Raw genomic sequence first — 14657 nt, forward strand, 5'->3', positions numbered from 1 at the left:
CTCTGCGCGTTGCTGGCCTGCGGCGCTCCTCCGGAGGCCACCACGTCCACTTCGCCCACCGCCCCGCAAGCTTCCGTGACCATGCCGACCTTCCACACGCTTTCGGCCACCACCATCGATGGCCGGCCGTTCTCCTTCGACCAGCTCAAGGGGCACAAGGTGCTCATCGTGAACACCGCCAGTGAATGCGGCTACACGCCGCAGTACGCCGAACTGCAGGAGCTCTATGCCACGCACAAGGACAAGGGGCTCGTGGTGCTCGGCTTTCCCAGCAACGACTTCGGCGGACAGGAGCCCGGCGCGGAGGCGGATATCGCGACCTTCTGCTCGAAGAACTACGGCGTCACCTTCCCGATGATGAGCAAGGTGCGGACCACGGGCGCCGACCAGCATCCGGTGTACCGGTGGCTCACGCGCAGCGACGCGAACGGGGTGCTCGATGCGGAGGTGAAATGGAACTTCCACAAATTCCTCATCGACGAACAGGGCGTGCTGCATAAGGAGCTCCCCAGCAGTGTGAGCCCGCTGGACCCGGCGGTGCTGGCGTGGGTGGAAGGCTGAAGCCCCACCGCGCGGGAGCGTTCCCCGGATCATCTTTGCGGCATCATGCACGGCGGACCGGTCGACATCCTATGCATCACGGCACATCCCGATGATGCGGAGATCTCGTGCGCAGGCACGCTGATGCGGCAGATCGAGCTGGGCCACAGCGTGGGTCTGGTGGAGCTGACGGCCGGTGAGCTGGGCACGCGCGGCAGCGCCACCCTGCGCCGCCAGGAGGCCGAGGCGGCCATGCGGGTGATCGGGGCGCGGTTCCGGTACGACCTGGGCCTGCCCGACGGCTTCTTCCGCTCGGAGCGCGAGGTGCTGCTGAAGGTCGTCACCGTGCTGCGGCTGCACCGGCCACGGGTGGTGATCACCAACGCGGTGCGCGACCGCCATCCCGATCACGGCCGTGGTGCCGACCTGGTGCGCGAGGCCGCGTTCCTGAGCGGCCTGCGGCGCATCGACACCATCTTCAGCGGCAAGGCCCAGGAGCCCTGGCGCCCCACCACCGTGCTGCACTGTGTGCAGGACAACTGGATCGATCCCGACCTGGTGGTGGACATCACCCCGTTCTGGGACCGCAAGATGGAGGCGCTGATGTGCTTCCGCTCGCAGTTCTACGACCCCACCAGCACCGAGCCGGAGAGCCCGATCGCCACGCGCGAGTTCCTGCCCTTCCTGGAGGGGCGGCACCGGGCGATGGGGCGCATCATTCATGCCGCGTACGGAGAAGGGTTCACTGTGCAGCGTGCGCCGGGCGTGCGCGATGTGATGGAACTGGCGTGAACCGCTAGCGCCCCACCAGGCGCCGCAGCCGGTCGAGGTCGGCGCGGCCGGGCCAGTGATCGCGGGCGCTCGCACCGGTGAGTCCGATGAAGCGCCAGCTCTGATACATGGCGTTGACCGCGTAGGCCAGGGAGGCGGTGAGCGCCGCGCCCGCCGTGCCCCAGCTGGGCACCAGGACCAGGCCGGCGCCGATCGTCGCCGCCAGCCCGAGCCCCGAGCCGATCGCGTTGTGCACGTTGCGGCCCACACCGCTGAAGTAGTGGCTGTAGGCCTGCGAGGCGGCCATGGCCACGATGCCGGGTGCCAGGCAGGCCAGCAGCGGGCGCACGCCGTGCACCTCGGCCCCGAAGAGCAGGGCGTACACCGCGTCAGGCAGCAGCAGGGCCACGAGCAGCGCCGCGGCCGCGGCGGCCACCGAGGCCTTGAACACCGTGAGCGTGAGCGCGCGCTGCCGTTCGGCCGTGGATTCGTTGCTCACCGCGCTGTACAGCACCATGCCCAGGCTGCGCGGCACCAGCCAGGCGCCTTCGGCGAGCTGGGTGGCCACGGAGTACACGCCCAACGCGGCCAGCCCCTGGAAGTGCTCGATCAGGTAGTACGCGAACCGGTAGTTGAGCAACTGCATCGCGTTGGCACCCTGCACGTGCAGACCCTGGGTCACCATGCGGCGCAGCAGGCCGGCCACCGCGGGCATCGCAGGGCCCGGCGCGCGCTGCACCAGGGCCCAGGCGCTGAGGCCGAGCGTGGTGGCGAACGCGGCGTAGGAGGCCTGCACGTACGAGAGCACCGAGGCGCCGCCCGGCATCCGGATCAACATGGCGAACACCACCAGGAGCACCAGCCCGTGCAGCGCGGTGATGCGGTTGTAGGCCGCGATGCGCTGGCGGCCCAGCAGCATGTTCAGGTGGATGGTGTAGAACGACTGCATCAGGGCGAGCACCACCACATGGCCCGAGAGCCCTTCAGGCACCAGCGGAAGCAGCTGCAGCACGGCGAAGGCGACCAGGGCGGTGAGCACGGCCCAGCCGTACGCCGGCCGCAGCAGGGCGGGCAGCGGGGCGCGCGGCACCAGGTGAACCAACGCACCGCCGCCCACCACGTTGTTCAGCAGTTGGATGAGGGTGATGGCGAGCACCACCAGGCTGATGGCCCCCAGGCCCTCCGCACCCAGCAGGTGACCGGCCACCATGATCACCAGCAGGTTGGCGAGCGTGGTCCACGCCCGGGCGATCACCGAACCGATGGCGGGGCGGATCATGGGCGCAGGCGTTCGAGCAGGGCGTTCCACTTCCGCGCGCGCTCCCGGGCGGCCTTGTCCTTCACCCGCATGAAGCGCTTGCCGTCCACCAGCGTCACATCACCCACGGCGCTCACCGTGTGCAGGCCCTTGGCGTAGGCGCTGTTGGTGATGGGGCCCACCGTGCGCACCGCCTCCTCGCGGAAGGCCGTGGGGCTCAGTTCCAGCACGCGGTGCAGCACCACGCGCCCGCCGTAGGTGAGGCTGCTGTCCTGCCCGGGGCGGTACAACGCGCCTTGGTGCACGAAGGGTGTTCCGGCGGGCCGGGCGGAGCGCACATCGGTCTTCACCGGGTTCCGGGGATGCGGAACGTAGGGCCCGTGCAGATCCGCGGCGTGGTACAGGAACAGCTCGGCGTTGGTGAGCGGCGCCTTGGTGCCGAAGAGCCACCAGCGCCCGTTCCAGTGCACCGGTGTGGGGTCGAAGAGCGGTTCCTCCAGCAGCGTGGCCACGGGCTCCATCCGCGAGAGCGCGTCGTCGATCACATAGAGCTGCACCCGGCCCCGCGCGGCCTGCTCCGGGATCACGCAGGTGCGGCCTTCATGCGTCAGCACGAAGGGGTAGGAGAGGTGCTCGGGCAGGTCCAGCAGCGTGCGGGAGCGCTTCAGCACGTTGTCGCGCTTGGGGCGCAGGCGGGCGATCTCGCCCTTGGCGCGGGCGTGGTCGTACTTCTCGTACAGCACGTGCAGCTGCCCCTCGGCGTCGGTGAAGCCGAAGGGGTCGGCGCGGAAGGAGCGCTCGGCGGGCGCCGGCAGCCAGCGCACGTTCAGGCTGGGCTTCTCCTCCAACAGGCGGTGGATGGGCTGGTTGAGGACGCCGATGTTCCACTCCTCGTGCCGGTCGAGGGAGGCCTTGTGGAAGCGCAGCTTGTTGCGCAGCTGCACGAACAGGAAGCGCAGGAAGGTGAGGTTGCCGGGATAGCGCAGGATCGGCGCGGTGGTGGGGCTCTGGCGGCCGGACGCGGCGTCCGCATCGCCGGCCAGAAGCCGCCGCATCACCAGGGCGGGCCAGCTGGCGCTGTGGCGCAGCACGGTGTCCACCGTCTCGCGCAACGAATGGTCCACCACGCCGAACCAGCCCTTGTGCAGGATGCGCCCGCCGTCCAGTTTGTCGGTGAGCCGCTGCAGCACGGCCCCCATCACCGGTTCGCCGCGCAGCAGCTCCCAGAAACCCGGCGGACCGCCCCGGTAGTGCTCCTCGTCGCCGTGGTGGAAGCTCCACACCCCGTGGGTGGCCACCTCCAGCACCTCGCCGCGCAGGATGTTGAAGCCGAAACGGAGCAGCACATCGGGCCGGTGCGCACGGATGCGGTCGAGGTCCTGCGTACGGAAGTACTGCCCGTGCCCGCGCTTCTCCACGGCGCAGGTGATCTGCGGCACACCCTGCAGCAGCTCGGTCACGTCCACCGGTTCCATGGCCGCAGGCTTGAAGTGTCTCCGGCGATAGCGGAGGTATAGGGCGATGCGCCATGGATGCCGCAGCACGCGCTGCACCGCACCGCGGACCACCGGCGGCGTGGGCGCGGGGCGCACCACGAGCACAAGACCCACTCCCTCCACGGCCAGCACCTGGCGCAGGCATTCGGCCTGCCAGTGCTGCAGCACGGGACCGTCGCACAGCACGCCCACGCGGAGCCGGGGTTCGGTGGCGTTCATCGGGCGTGTTGGAGCGCGTGCAGCAGGGCCCGGCCCACGGCGTCCGGTCCGTAACGATCGTTCACCCCCGCGCGGATGGCGTCGGGACGGTAGCGGTCGGCCTCGCGCGTGAGCCGGATCATCGCATCAGCGAGCGCGGTGTCGTCGTCCACGGGGATCAGCAGGCCGTTCATCGGGGTGATGAACGCTTCGGGGCCGCCGCAGCGTGTGGCGATCACCGGGCGTCCCTGGGCCAGCGCCTCGCCCGTCACCACACTGAAGGTCTCCACCCGGCTGTTCACCACCACGGCGAAGGTGCGGGCCATGTGGTCGAGCACGGCACTGTTGGGCAGGCGGCCGAGGAAACGGACCTGTTCGCCGAGACCGAGCGTGCGCGTGAGCGCCTCCAGGTCGGCGCGGTCCGGACCATCGCCGATCACCGCGAGCTGCAAAGCGGGGTCCTCCTTCCGGGCTTTCGCGAGTGCGCGCAGCACACCGCTCACGTTCTTGATGCGGTCCACCAGGTCGGCCACCATCAGGAAGTGGCCGGGCGTACCGGCGGGTGGCAGCGGCCGGTCGAGCCCCGGGATGGTGTTGGGCACCACGGTGGCCTCGGCGCACAGGCCGTGGCGCACGAGCGCCGCGCCCAAGTGGGGGCTCACGGCGATGAAGGCGCGGGCCCGCCGGGCGATGGCGCGCACCAGGGCGTGGAAGAGAGGGCCCTTGCCGGCGTAGGTGCCGTCCAGGTATTCGCTGCTCTGTTCCGCCAACACGAAGGGGATGCCGCGGCGGCGCAGGCGCAGGGCCACCAGCGCGGGCCGAACCAGGATGTAGGCCAGCACCCGATCCACCGCCGGTCGCTCACGTTCCAGGTGCCGCAGGGCGTGCGAGGCGGTGCGCAGGTGGCGCCACAGGTTCACCGCCTTGCGGAGCGGGGCCAGGGGCAGCGTGCTGGCGCGGTAGGTGGCGCGCAGTTCCCACAGCCCGTCAACGGTTCCGGACGTGATGGACATCGGTGCGGTGGTGCCGGGATCGGCCTGCACCACCAGCACGCTCACGGGCGTGTGGCGGGCCAGCGCCAGGGCCTGTTTGCGGATGAAGTCGCCCAACTGCGGGTCGCGCGGACCGGGGTACCACTTGGGGATCAGGAGCACGTGCATCGCCCGGCGCAAGGTAGGCAGCACCTGTGGGCCGATCGGGGCAAGGTCAAGGCCGTGTATATTTGCGGCCCCGTTGCTCCCGCGATGGGGACATGGTGGATGTAGCTCAGTTGGTTAGAGCGTCGGATTGTGGTTCCGAAGGTCGCCGGTTCGAGCCCGGTCTTCCACCCGAAGCAGAAGCGCCCCTCAAGGGCGCTTCTCTGCGTTGGGGTGGAAGCGTTCCCGCGAAGCGGGAAGGGTGCGAAGCGCTCCGGGCGAGAAGTTCATCCCGCAGCATCCTGACAGGATGGAAGCGGGAAGCCCGGTCTTCCACCCGAAGCAGAAGCGCCCCTCAAGGGCGCTTCTCTGCGTTGGGGTGGAAGCGTTCCCGCGAAGCGGGAAGGGTGCGAAGCGCTCCGGGCGAGAAGTTCATCCCGCAGTATCCTGACAGGATGGAAGCGGGAAGCCCGGTCTTCCACCCGAAGCAGAAGCGCCCCCAAGGGCGCTTCTCTGCTTTGGGGTGGAAGCGTTCCCGCGAAGCGGGAAGGGTGCGAAGCGCCCCGGGGGAGAAGTTCATCCCGCAGCATCCTGACAGGATGGAAGCGGGAAGGGTGCAACACGAACGCCCCGCACGAGGCGGGGCGTTCACGATGTGCGGCCGTGGCTCAGGCCAGTTGCTTCTTCGCCAGATAGAAGTCGACCTTCTCCAGGCTGTCATCCTTCAGGCGGGCGTCCAGGTCCTTCAGGGTCTTGGGCGGAGGCATGATCACCTTGTCGCCCTTGCGCCAGTTCACGGGCATGGCGCAGGCATTGGCATCCACGGTCTGCATGGCCTCCAGCACGCGCATGATCTCGTCCATGTTGCGGCCCACGTTCAGCGGGTAGTACATGATCAGGCGGATGGTGCCCGCGGGGTCGATGAAGAAGACCGCCCGCACGGCCGCCGTGTTGCTCGTGTTCTCGTGCAGCATGCCATAGAGCTTGGACACGCGCATGTCGATGTCGGCGATGATGGGGAAGTCCATGTACACGCCGGTGCGCTCGCGCACGTTCTGCACCCAGGCCACGTGGCTGTGGATGCTGTCGATGCTGAGGCCGATGAGCTTCGTGCGGTGCTGCGCGAACCAGGCGCCATGGCGCGCGAACTCGCTGAGCTCCGTGGTGCACACCGGGGTGAAGTCCGCCGGATGGCTGAACAGGATGGTCCAGTGGTCCTTGATGTATTCGCTGAACTTCAGCGGGCCGTGCGTGGTATTGGCCTCGAAATCGGGGGCCTTGTCGCCGATGCGAGGCATGTTGGGGAGGGAGGTTTCCATGATGGTGGGATCTTCGGCGGCAAAGGTACCCGGGGTGTGGGGGCGCTGAGGTGATGCGCGTCACCGCGGCGAAGGCAGATGGACGGTTGAAAACTATTCCCGCTGAGCCGAGGACAATTCCAACTGAGACACCCCTAGCTTGTGACGCATGAAGCGTTCGTGGTCCATCATTGTAGCGTGTGTCTTCACGATCACTGGCGAGGCGCAGAATTTGGTGCCCAATGGCTCCTTTGAAGTGCGCGATACCTGCGCAGGGCCAGGGGTTGGGTATGCCATGTACGCCACGGGTTGGATGAACCTGCATACCCAGTCAGCCGATTACTTCAATGCATGTAATTCTGGTGGCGTTGTGGACGTGCCCTACAGCCAGTTCGGGTATCAGGTTCCGTATGAAGGTGACGCGTATGTGGGCATGGCCACCTCGTCCATCGGAGGTGGACCTTGGTATCGCGAGATGGTGGGCATCGAATTGTTGGAGCCCCTTCAACCCGGCGTTCCAGTGTGCCTGTCGTTCAAAGCAGCGGTGGGTGGCTTCGGGAGTTGGAGCGGCAATTCCGCATACAATACGTGTAAGGGCATCGGGCTGAAGTTCTTTTCGGCTCTACCGAATGACTGGCAGGACTACCTCTATCCGAATTCGGCGGCCGTGTATTTGGATGAGGTGCCCACGGACACCAGTAGTTGGTATACGGTGGATGGGACTTATGTGCCGGACTCCGCCTACACGTTCGTGCTGGTGGGTAACTTCTTCGCGGATTCGCTAAGTGAAGTGACGGTGCTGGATTCTACCGGATTCGGTGCATTTGAACCTTCTTATGTCTTCGTAGATGATGTGCGTGTGTCTTTCGCGCTGGGCTACTGCACGGAGGAGGTGGCGGTACCGGAGGTAGGTGGCGATCAGCCGATCGTTTATCCGTTACCCTGTGCCGATGTGCTCCATGTTCGCCTGCCTGTAAGCGTACGGCAGCAACTCTGCTATTCTATGCGTGATATGGCCGGTCGGGTAGTTCTCCAAGGGCAGCAAGCTGGTGGTTCTGGTGAGGTCCTGATAGCTACCGAGCGCCTGCCCAGCGGCGTCTATGTGCTTCAATTGACCACAACATATGGGAGTTGGTCGCCCATTACTGTCGTTCATGGTTCACCCTAAACGCTTGGATCATGAGAACGCGAACTCGCTCGTTGGCAAGTCTTGCCGCACTCCTTACGGTCATGCTGGTAGCTGCGCAAGACGGCGACCATTTGACCACTAATGGAGCAGGTCAATCCTTTCTGGCGCCTGATGCGTTGGTGCCTGGAGGGCTGATCACCCAGCCGTTCAATGTCAGCATCGGAACCGCTGCCGGTGGCAACGCCACCCTCCGCGTGCGCGGCGATCAACTGCCAGTGAACGATTTCTTCGACCCGACCTACCGATGCACCTTTCGAACGGATGTCGGCAGCGGGATCAACCAGAACTGGAGCATGGTACGGGGCGCGGATGAGATCGGGCGGCTGTGACATGGCAACCCGGCCAATGCCTTTAACGTCCAAGCGCGACAGAATGATGGCAACCTGTGGTTGCGCATTTCGCACGCGGAGGGCTTGGGTAGCAGCCACCGCGCGGCGCTCCAGGCTTGGAGGGCTGAAAACGGTTGAAAACTATTTCGTCTATGCGCAGGATAATTCTCCCGTTGGTGCGCATAGCTTGTGTTCGCATGAAGCGTTCGTGGTCCATCATTGTAGCGTGTGTCTTCACTATCACTGGCGAGGCGCAGAACTTGGTGCCGAATGGCTCCTTCGAGGATTATACGCAGTGCCCTGAATTCTTCGGGTATGCGCAGTATGCCACAGGATGGTTGAACCTGCACACCAGCTCAGCGGATTACTTCAATCGTTGCCAGGAGAATCTGGTCGTGGGTGTTCCCTTCAATACCTGTGGGTATCAAGAACCGGCGGATGGTGATGGGTACATGGGATTGGCAACCACATTCCCAGGTTTGGACTGGTATCGGGAGGTCGTGGGTATCGCGCTTTCCGAACCGCTGCAAGCAGGTGTTCCTGTTTGCTTGTCCTTCCAGATGGCTCTGGGTGGTTTCGGCTCTTGGGATGCTGGCTCCGCCATTTTCACGTCCAAGTGTGTTGGCATGCGATTCTTCAACGAGTTCCCCGCCGACTGGACCGCGTACTTGTATCCTAATTCGGCCGCGTTGCACATGACCGAAGTGCCAACTGACACTGCTATCTGGTATTCAATAAACGGTGTCTATGTCCCGGACTCCAATTACGCGTACCTGGCCATTGGTAACTTTTTCGCGGATTCATTGAGCTCGATCCTGCCCTTGGACTCTTCTGGCTATGGAACCGCAGGGATATCCTATGCATTCATTGATGATGTGCGTGTGTCAGCGGATCTCCAGTACTGCGGTGGTAACGGTGTTCACACCAGAGGCTCGAGTCGCGGCGTAACCGCTTTCCCGAACCCCTTCGCAGACCAGCTCACTGTGGAGATACGCGACCAAGCGCTTGGAGCGCTGCGATGGGAGTTGATCGATCAACATGGGCGGAGGGCGTTAGCGGGCGGCGCTGTAGCGGGTGCTCGCACATTCACCATCTCTGCCGGTCAAATAGCGCAGGGCGTCTATGCCTTGCGCTTGCATGATGATGCGGGCGCTTATGCACACGTTCGCTTGGTTGCTGTTTCACCCTAACCCTTTCGCCATGAGAACGCGACGACTTCGACTGCTCGGCTTCTGCGTGATCTTTTTGCCTGGCTTGGCACATGCGCAGAATGATGGGGACCACTTGATCACCAACCCAGTTGGTCAAACTGCATTGGCTACGGATCTGCAAGTGCCCGCGGCCCCAGTGAACCTGACCGTTGGCACCGCCCCTGGACTCGGCGCCACCCTGCGCGTCCGCGGCGACCAATTGCCGGTGAACGATGCGTTCGTCGGTACATCCCTCGCCACCTTCCGCACCGATGTGGGCAATGGGAACAACCAGAACTGGAGCATGGTACGGGGTGCGCTGGAGATCGGGCGGCTCTGGCACACCAATCCCAGCACGGCGTTCGTGGTGCAGGCCCGCCAGCCCGATGGCAACCTGTGGCTCCGCAATTCCGAGAACGATGGAGTGGTGGTCCACTTCAACGGCGCGGCCGGCGCACTCCTGAACAGCTACACCCTGAACCGACAGGCCTTCGTGGCCATTGGTGAGGACATGGCCCAATCGGGTCTGGGTCCCAATGCCCCGTGGTCCCACGTGCATCTGGTGCATCCCACCCAGGGTGCGGCGCCGGCCACCTTCGGCTACCGGCCGCAGTTCCGCAACGGTATCACGCTTACGGGCAACAGCGACCTGGCCTACGTGGGGCAGTTGTATGACCAGGGTGCGGCGGGCACCGGTGCCGAGCAGGATGACAACAGCGCGTTCGGTTTCGTGTGGGACGATAACGCACTGCCGGCCGGCGATGCGCATGCCTGGGACCATGCCACCTTCCGCTTCGTGGGCGCCCTGGGTGCCGGCGGCTCGGCAGGCACGGTGAACGGACTGCCGGCGTGCCTGAGCTGAAACCTCCCCCGACCCCTCCTTGCGCGGCGGGTGGAGCGTTCCACGCGCAGGAGGGGAGTTCACGCCGTCAAGCCCCCTCCTGAGCAGAGATCCTCTTCCCTTGCCGTCGTCGCGAGCAGCCCGCAGGGATGCGTGGCGATCTCCCCGGCCAGTGTTCGGTGCCCTGCAAGGGAGATCGCGTCGGCGCACAAGCCCGCCTTTCGAAGGCGGTTGCGGGAGGTCGCTGCAGCCGCAGGCACCGCTCACGCCCCGTGCTTGCGGTTGCTCAGCACGGTGTCGATGCTCCAGGGGATGCGTTCGGCGAAGGGGGCCTTGCGGTGGAGGCAGCCGTCCAGTGCGCAGATGCGGCAGCTGGTGGGGATGCAGGGGTCCATGTGGATGAAGAGCTCCACGGTGCGGCCCAGGCGCTGGTTCACCACGGCCTCGATGGCGCCGATCTCGCGGTGCGCCTCCTCCAGGCTGTGGTACCACGGCAGGGTGACGTGGCAGTCCACATGCAGCACGCTGCCGTAAGCGATCATGCGGAAGTTGTGGACGTCCACCCAGGCGGGCCGGCGGTGTTCCTCGAGCACGGCCACCACCTGCGCGCCGAGCTCCAGGTCGGCCTCGTCCATGATGCCGGCCACCGAGCGGCGGAACACGCGCAGGCCGGTGAACAGGATGTAGAGGGCGAAGGCGATGGCGAACACGGGGTCCAGCCACAGCAGGCCGGTGACGCGGATGAGCAGCAACCCCACCACGAGGGCCACGGTGCTCCACGCGTCGCTGAGCAGGTGGGTGCCGCCGGCCTCCAGGGTGATGGAATGGCTGAGGCGTCCGCGGCGGCGCAGCAGCAGACCCATCACGAGGTTGATGGCGCCGGCCACCACGGCGAGCGCGATGCCCGTGTCGATGTCGTGCAGCGGGGCATGGGTGAGGAGGCCCTGCACGGCGCGGGCGATGATGAGCAGCGCGGCCAGCATCACCAGCCCGCCCTCGATGCCGGCGCTGATGAACTCCACCTTGCCGTGGCCGTAGGGGTGCTCGCGGTCGCGGGGCTTGGCGGCCAGCACCAGGCTGTACAGGGCGAAGCCGCCGGCCACCACGTTCACGATGCTCTCCAGGGCGTCGCTGAGCAGGGTGGTGCTGTGGGTGAGGTACCAGGCCAGGAACTTCACGGCCATCACCGCCGTGCCGATGCCCAGGATCCATGCCTGCAGACGGATGTTGGCGCGGCCGCTCTCCATGCGGCAAGTTTACGCGGCTATCTTGGGGCCATGGATGAACTGGCCCAGGCCATGAAGGCCATGCCCGCGCTGGAGGGCGAACTGGTGCGCAAGATGATGACCGAAGGCCGCGTGGTGGAGGTGCCCGCCGGCACCGAGCTGTTGCACGAAGGCGCCTACGTGCACGAGCTGCCGATCCTGCTGGAGGGCCTGGTGCGCGTCTTCATCGGCCACGAGGACAAGGAGCTGCTGCTCTACTTCATCGAACCCAGCGACAGCTGCGTGATGAGCTTCGCGGCGATGACGGGGCGCACGCCCAGCCGCATCAACGCCGTGGCCGAGCGACCCAGCAAGCTGCTGATGGTGCCCGAGGCGAAGCTGAGGCAATGGATGCGCGAGCATCCCTCGCTCAGCGAGCTCTTCTTCCATCAGTACCACGAGCGCTACAACGACATGCTGCACACCGTGGAGCAGGTGGCCTTCGGCGACCTGCCCACCCGCCTGCTCGATCACCTGAAGCGCCTGAAGGGTGTGACGGGGGATGAGCTGCTCGATGTGCGGCATGCCCGGCTGGCGCAGGAGCTGGGCTCGGCCCGCGAGGTGATCACCCGCACCCTGCGCAAGCTGGAGGATGAGGGCCGCATCCGGCAGCTGCCCGGCGGCATCCGGGTGCTCGGGTGACCGAGGTCACCGGAAGGGGAGGAGGGGATGCGGCAGCTTCGCCGCATGGCCGCCCTGCCGAAGTGGATGAAGCTGGTGATCGTGTGCATCGCCTGCGTCGGCATCGCGTTCGGAGTGGCCCTCGTGATCCGTTCATTCACCCCTTCAACACCCTTGACGCCATGATGAAGAAGAACGTCGGCAACATCGACCGCATCGTCCGCATCCTCCTTGCCCTTGTGTTCGGCTACCTGTACTTCACCGGTGCGGTGGTCGGGCTGGTCGGTACCGTGCTGCTGGTCCTGGGCGGCATCTTCCTGCTCACTGCGCTGGTGGGCACCTGCCCCATCTACAGCGTCCTGGGCATGAGCACCTGCCCGGTGAAGCAGAAGGGCTGAGGCGCTGCACGCATCGCTGATGTGGGGCCGTTCCGCAGGGGACGGCCCTCGTCGTTCCTGGGGCGGTGCGTAACCTTGCGGCCCATTCCCGAGGCCATGCTCTACCTGCTCATCGCGCTCATCTTCATCGTCGGCTATGCCGGCATCGCCCTGGAACACCCCCTGAAGGTGAACAAGGCGGCGAGCGCCGTGCTCACCGGCATGCTCATCTGGACGATCATCATGCTGGGTCATGATCAGTTGTTCCCCGCGGGGGAAGGCGGGCACGACCACATCCTGCATCAGTTGTTCGAGCACATCAGCGAGATCGCCAGCATCCTGTTCTTCCTCCTGGGGGCCATGGCGGTGGTGGAACTGATGGATGCGCACGAGGGGTTCAGGGTCATCACCGACCGCATTCGAAGCACCAACAAACGCGCGCTGTTGTGGGTGATCGGTGTGCTCACCTTCTTCATGAGCGCCGCGCTGGACAACATGACCACCTCGATCGTGATGGCGGCGCTGCTGCGCAAGTTCATCCGCGACAAGGACGATGTGTGGACCTTCGCGGGCCTGGTGATCATCGCGGCCAACGCCGGTGGTGCGTGGAGCCCCATCGGCGACGTCACCACCATCATGCTGTGGATCGGCGGGCAGGTCACCACGGCCAACATCATCCTGAAGCTGATCATGCCGAGCCTGGTGTGCCTCGTGCTGCCGTTGATCTACATGACGATGAAGGCGAAGGGCCGCCTGAACCTGGTGCAATTGCCGGAGCAGAGCGAAGAGGGATCGCCGGCCCGGCTCAGCACACGCGAGAAGTACATGGTCTTCTTCCTCGGCATGGCCACGCTGCTCGGGGTGCCGCTGTTCAAGTCGGTGACCCACCTGCCGCCCTTCATGGGGCTGATGCTGGGCCTGGGCGTACTGTGGATCTTCACCGAGTTCATCCATGAGCGGCATCCGAAGTGGAAGGAGCGCAGGCACATGACGGTGTCGTCGATCCTGTCGCGGGTGGACCACAGCAGCATCCTCTTCTTCCTGGGCATCCTGCTGGCGGTGGCCGGCCTGCAGGTGGCGGGCCACCTCACCGACCTGGCCCACGTGCTCGACCGCTCGCTGGGGAACATCTACGCCATCACCGGAGTGATCGGCGCCTTGAGCGCCATCGTGGACAACGTGCCGCTGGTGGCCGCCGCCATGGGCATGTACCCGATGACACAGTTCCCCGTGGACCACACGTTCTGGGAGCTGCTGGCCTATTGCGCGGGCACCGGGGGCAGCATGCTCATCATCGGCAGCGCGGCCGGCGTGGCGGTGATGGGCATCCTGGGCATCGACTTCATGTGGTATGTGCGGCGCATGACGGTGCCTGCCGCCCTGGGCTACGTGGGCGGCATCCTCACCTTCTGGCTGATGTGGCACTGAGGGGTGCCTCGAAGAAGCTCGAACGGATGGCGCGCGACGCTATCATTCGCCCAGACGAGGCGCTCCGAAGAGAGGATACTGGAACGAAGTATCCGAGTGAGGAGGAACAACGGTTGGGCGAATGAGAGCAAGCGATGACCGCTATGCGCTCCTGCCATGAACGCCGCTGGAGCGAGGTTCTACGAGGTACCCTGAGCCCGGCCCTCACACGGTGGGGATGCCGTGCAGCTTGCACAGCCAGCCGATGTGGCCGATGTGGCTGCCCTCGTGGCGGATGGCGTGCATGATCACATCGCGCACCTGACCGGCCCCACCGAAGGGCAGGCCGGTGGGGTTGGGGCGGCTCAGGGCCTCCTCGTCCAGCGTGGCCACGTGCGCGATGGCCTGCCGGTGCACCTCGTGGAACATGTGCAGCACCTCCTCCACATGGGGCCGCTCCTCCTCGGGCGCGCCGTGGGCGCCCAGGGTGTAGTGCTTCGCCCAGCTGAACTTGATCACCGGTCCGCCGGTGCTGCGCAGCAGCAGGCCGTTCTCGCTGGTGGCCAGATGGGCCACGAGCCAGAACGCGGAGTTCAGGGGCGTGCCCTCGCACACGAACCGCTTGTGCAGGGTGCCGTTGGTACCGTCGGGGTCGGCCTTCAGCAGGCGGCCGAGGTAGTACATCGTGTATTCCCGTGTGCGGTCCATCATGGCCGCCAGGAAGCGCGCTTCGTCGATCAT

15 protein-coding genes and 1 tRNA gene are annotated in these 14657 nt (G+C 65.8%); 10 read left to right on the top strand and 6 right to left on the bottom strand.

Translation table 11 applies throughout. From position 1 onward, the window contains the following. Positions 1-81 precede the first annotated feature (81 nt). Both IPM49_00390 and bshB1 read left to right on the top strand, forming a co-directional pair. Entirely contained in the window at positions 82-561 is a 480-nt protein-coding gene (locus IPM49_00390; GenBank protein MBK9272983.1) for a glutathione peroxidase, read from the top strand. Positions 562-606: 45 nt separating this feature from the next. Further along, complete coding sequence (bshB1, locus tag IPM49_00395) at positions 607-1332, top strand: bacillithiol biosynthesis deacetylase BshB1 (protein ID MBK9272984.1); 726 nt, start codon at positions 607-609, stop codon at positions 1330-1332. A 4-nt stretch (positions 1333-1336) separates the two neighbouring features. Here bshB1 and IPM49_00400 read toward each other — a convergent pair whose 3' ends face one another. Genes IPM49_00400 through IPM49_00410 form a run of 3 tightly spaced genes read right to left on the bottom strand, consistent with a single transcriptional unit; the run spans position 1337 to position 5423 of the window. Next, complete coding sequence (locus IPM49_00400; GenBank protein ID MBK9272985.1) at positions 1337-2590, bottom strand: polysaccharide biosynthesis C-terminal domain-containing protein; 1254 nt, start codon at positions 2588-2590, stop codon at positions 1337-1339. Further along, positions 2587-4284 carry a hypothetical protein gene (locus IPM49_00405; GenBank protein ID MBK9272986.1) on the bottom strand — a complete coding sequence of 566 codons (1698 nt, stop codon included), beginning with the start codon at positions 4282-4284 and terminating at the stop codon, positions 2587-2589. Before IPM49_00405 ends, IPM49_00400 begins: the two co-directional genes overlap by 4 nt. Beyond that, positions 4281-5423, bottom strand: coding sequence for a glycosyltransferase (locus IPM49_00410; GenBank protein ID MBK9272987.1), 1143 nt, complete (start codon positions 5421-5423; stop codon positions 4281-4283). Before IPM49_00410 ends, IPM49_00405 begins: the two co-directional genes overlap by 4 nt. A gap of 94 nt (positions 5424-5517) precedes the next feature. Here IPM49_00410 and IPM49_00415 point away from each other — a divergent pair. Then, a tRNA-His gene (locus tag IPM49_00415) sits at positions 5518-5593 on the top strand. Positions 5594-6067: 474 nt separating this feature from the next. Here IPM49_00415 and IPM49_00420 read toward each other — a convergent pair. After that, positions 6068-6718: a peroxiredoxin gene (locus tag IPM49_00420; protein MBK9272988.1), complete on the bottom strand. Its 651-nt coding sequence runs from the start codon at positions 6716-6718 to the stop codon at positions 6068-6070. A gap of 148 nt (positions 6719-6866) precedes the next feature. Here IPM49_00420 and IPM49_00425 point away from each other — a divergent pair, with 148 nt between their 5' ends. From IPM49_00425 to IPM49_00440, 4 genes are all read left to right on the top strand, one after another. After that, positions 6867-7865 carry a T9SS type A sorting domain-containing protein gene (locus tag IPM49_00425; GenBank protein ID MBK9272989.1) on the top strand — a complete coding sequence of 333 codons (999 nt, stop codon included), beginning with the start codon at positions 6867-6869 and terminating at the stop codon, positions 7863-7865. A gap of 62 nt (positions 7866-7927) precedes the next feature. Then, positions 7928-8215 carry a hypothetical protein gene (locus tag IPM49_00430; protein ID MBK9272990.1) on the top strand — a complete coding sequence of 96 codons (288 nt, stop codon included), beginning with the start codon at positions 7928-7930 and terminating at the stop codon, positions 8213-8215. A 197-nt stretch (positions 8216-8412) separates the two neighbouring features. After that, positions 8413-9405, top strand: a complete 993-nt coding sequence (locus IPM49_00435) for a hypothetical protein (GenBank protein MBK9272991.1) — start codon at positions 8413-8415, stop codon at positions 9403-9405. A gap of 157 nt (positions 9406-9562) precedes the next feature. After that, positions 9563-10267: a hypothetical protein gene (locus IPM49_00440; protein MBK9272992.1), complete on the top strand. Its 705-nt coding sequence runs from the start codon at positions 9563-9565 to the stop codon at positions 10265-10267. A gap of 242 nt (positions 10268-10509) precedes the next feature. Here the strand turns inward: IPM49_00440 and IPM49_00445 are convergent, their stop codons facing one another. Further along, positions 10510-11493, bottom strand: a complete 984-nt coding sequence (locus IPM49_00445; GenBank protein ID MBK9272993.1) for a cation transporter — start codon at positions 11491-11493, stop codon at positions 10510-10512. 30 nt (positions 11494-11523) lie between these two features. Between IPM49_00445 and IPM49_00450 the strand changes: the two genes are divergently transcribed. The 3 genes from IPM49_00450 to nhaD all read left to right on the top strand — a co-directional run bounded on the left by IPM49_00450 (position 11524) and on the right by nhaD (position 13937). Then, positions 11524-12153 carry a Crp/Fnr family transcriptional regulator gene (locus tag IPM49_00450; protein ID MBK9272994.1) on the top strand — a complete coding sequence of 210 codons (630 nt, stop codon included), beginning with the start codon at positions 11524-11526 and terminating at the stop codon, positions 12151-12153. 164 nt (positions 12154-12317) lie between these two features. Next, entirely contained in the window at positions 12318-12530 is a 213-nt protein-coding gene (locus tag IPM49_00455) for a DUF2892 domain-containing protein (GenBank protein MBK9272995.1), read from the top strand. A 96-nt stretch (positions 12531-12626) separates the two neighbouring features. Further along, the gene (gene nhaD / locus IPM49_00460) at positions 12627-13937 is read left to right on the top strand and encodes a sodium:proton antiporter NhaD (GenBank protein ID MBK9272996.1); all 1311 of its coding nucleotides are present in this window, start codon (positions 12627-12629) and stop codon (positions 13935-13937) included. Between the two features lie 204 nt (positions 13938-14141). Here the strand turns inward: nhaD and IPM49_00465 are convergent, their stop codons facing one another. Beyond that, positions 14142-14657 (bottom strand): DinB family protein, encoded by a 516-nt coding sequence (locus IPM49_00465; GenBank protein MBK9272997.1) that lies wholly within the window; start codon positions 14655-14657, stop codon positions 14142-14144.

This window comes from Flavobacteriales bacterium (assembly GCA_016715895.1).
Lineage (GTDB): Bacteria > Bacteroidota > Bacteroidia > Flavobacteriales_F > PHOS-HE28 > PHOS-HE28.

Excerpts from the sequence above, each read along its gene's own strand:
- IPM49_00390 (MBK9272983.1), top strand. The coding sequence starts at position 82 with ATGCCGACCTTCCACACGCTTTCGGCCACCACCATCGATGGCCGGCCG.
- bshB1 (MBK9272984.1), top strand. The coding sequence starts at position 607 with ATGCACGGCGGACCGGTCGACATCCTATGCATCACGGCACATCCCGAT.
- IPM49_00400 (MBK9272985.1), bottom strand. The coding sequence starts at position 2,590 with ATGATCCGCCCCGCCATCGGTTCGGTGATCGCCCGGGCGTGGACCACG.
- IPM49_00405 (MBK9272986.1), bottom strand. The coding sequence starts at position 4,284 with ATGAACGCCACCGAACCCCGGCTCCGCGTGGGCGTGCTGTGCGACGGT.
- IPM49_00410 (MBK9272987.1), bottom strand. The coding sequence starts at position 5,423 with ATGCACGTGCTCCTGATCCCCAAGTGGTACCCCGGTCCGCGCGACCCG.
- IPM49_00420 (MBK9272988.1), bottom strand. The coding sequence starts at position 6,718 with ATGGAAACCTCCCTCCCCAACATGCCTCGCATCGGCGACAAGGCCCCC.
- IPM49_00425 (MBK9272989.1), top strand. The coding sequence starts at position 6,867 with ATGAAGCGTTCGTGGTCCATCATTGTAGCGTGTGTCTTCACGATCACT.
- IPM49_00430 (MBK9272990.1), top strand. The coding sequence starts at position 7,928 with ATGCTGGTAGCTGCGCAAGACGGCGACCATTTGACCACTAATGGAGCA.
- IPM49_00435 (MBK9272991.1), top strand. The coding sequence starts at position 8,413 with ATGAAGCGTTCGTGGTCCATCATTGTAGCGTGTGTCTTCACTATCACT.
- IPM49_00445 (MBK9272993.1), bottom strand. The coding sequence starts at position 11,493 with ATGGAGAGCGGCCGCGCCAACATCCGTCTGCAGGCATGGATCCTGGGC.
- IPM49_00450 (MBK9272994.1), top strand. The coding sequence starts at position 11,524 with ATGGATGAACTGGCCCAGGCCATGAAGGCCATGCCCGCGCTGGAGGGC.
- IPM49_00455 (MBK9272995.1), top strand. The coding sequence starts at position 12,318 with ATGAAGAAGAACGTCGGCAACATCGACCGCATCGTCCGCATCCTCCTT.
- nhaD (MBK9272996.1), top strand. The coding sequence starts at position 12,627 with ATGCTCTACCTGCTCATCGCGCTCATCTTCATCGTCGGCTATGCCGGC.
- IPM49_00465 (MBK9272997.1), bottom strand. The coding sequence starts at position 14,657 with ATGATCGACGAAGCGCGCTTCCTGGCGGCCATGATGGACCGCACACGG.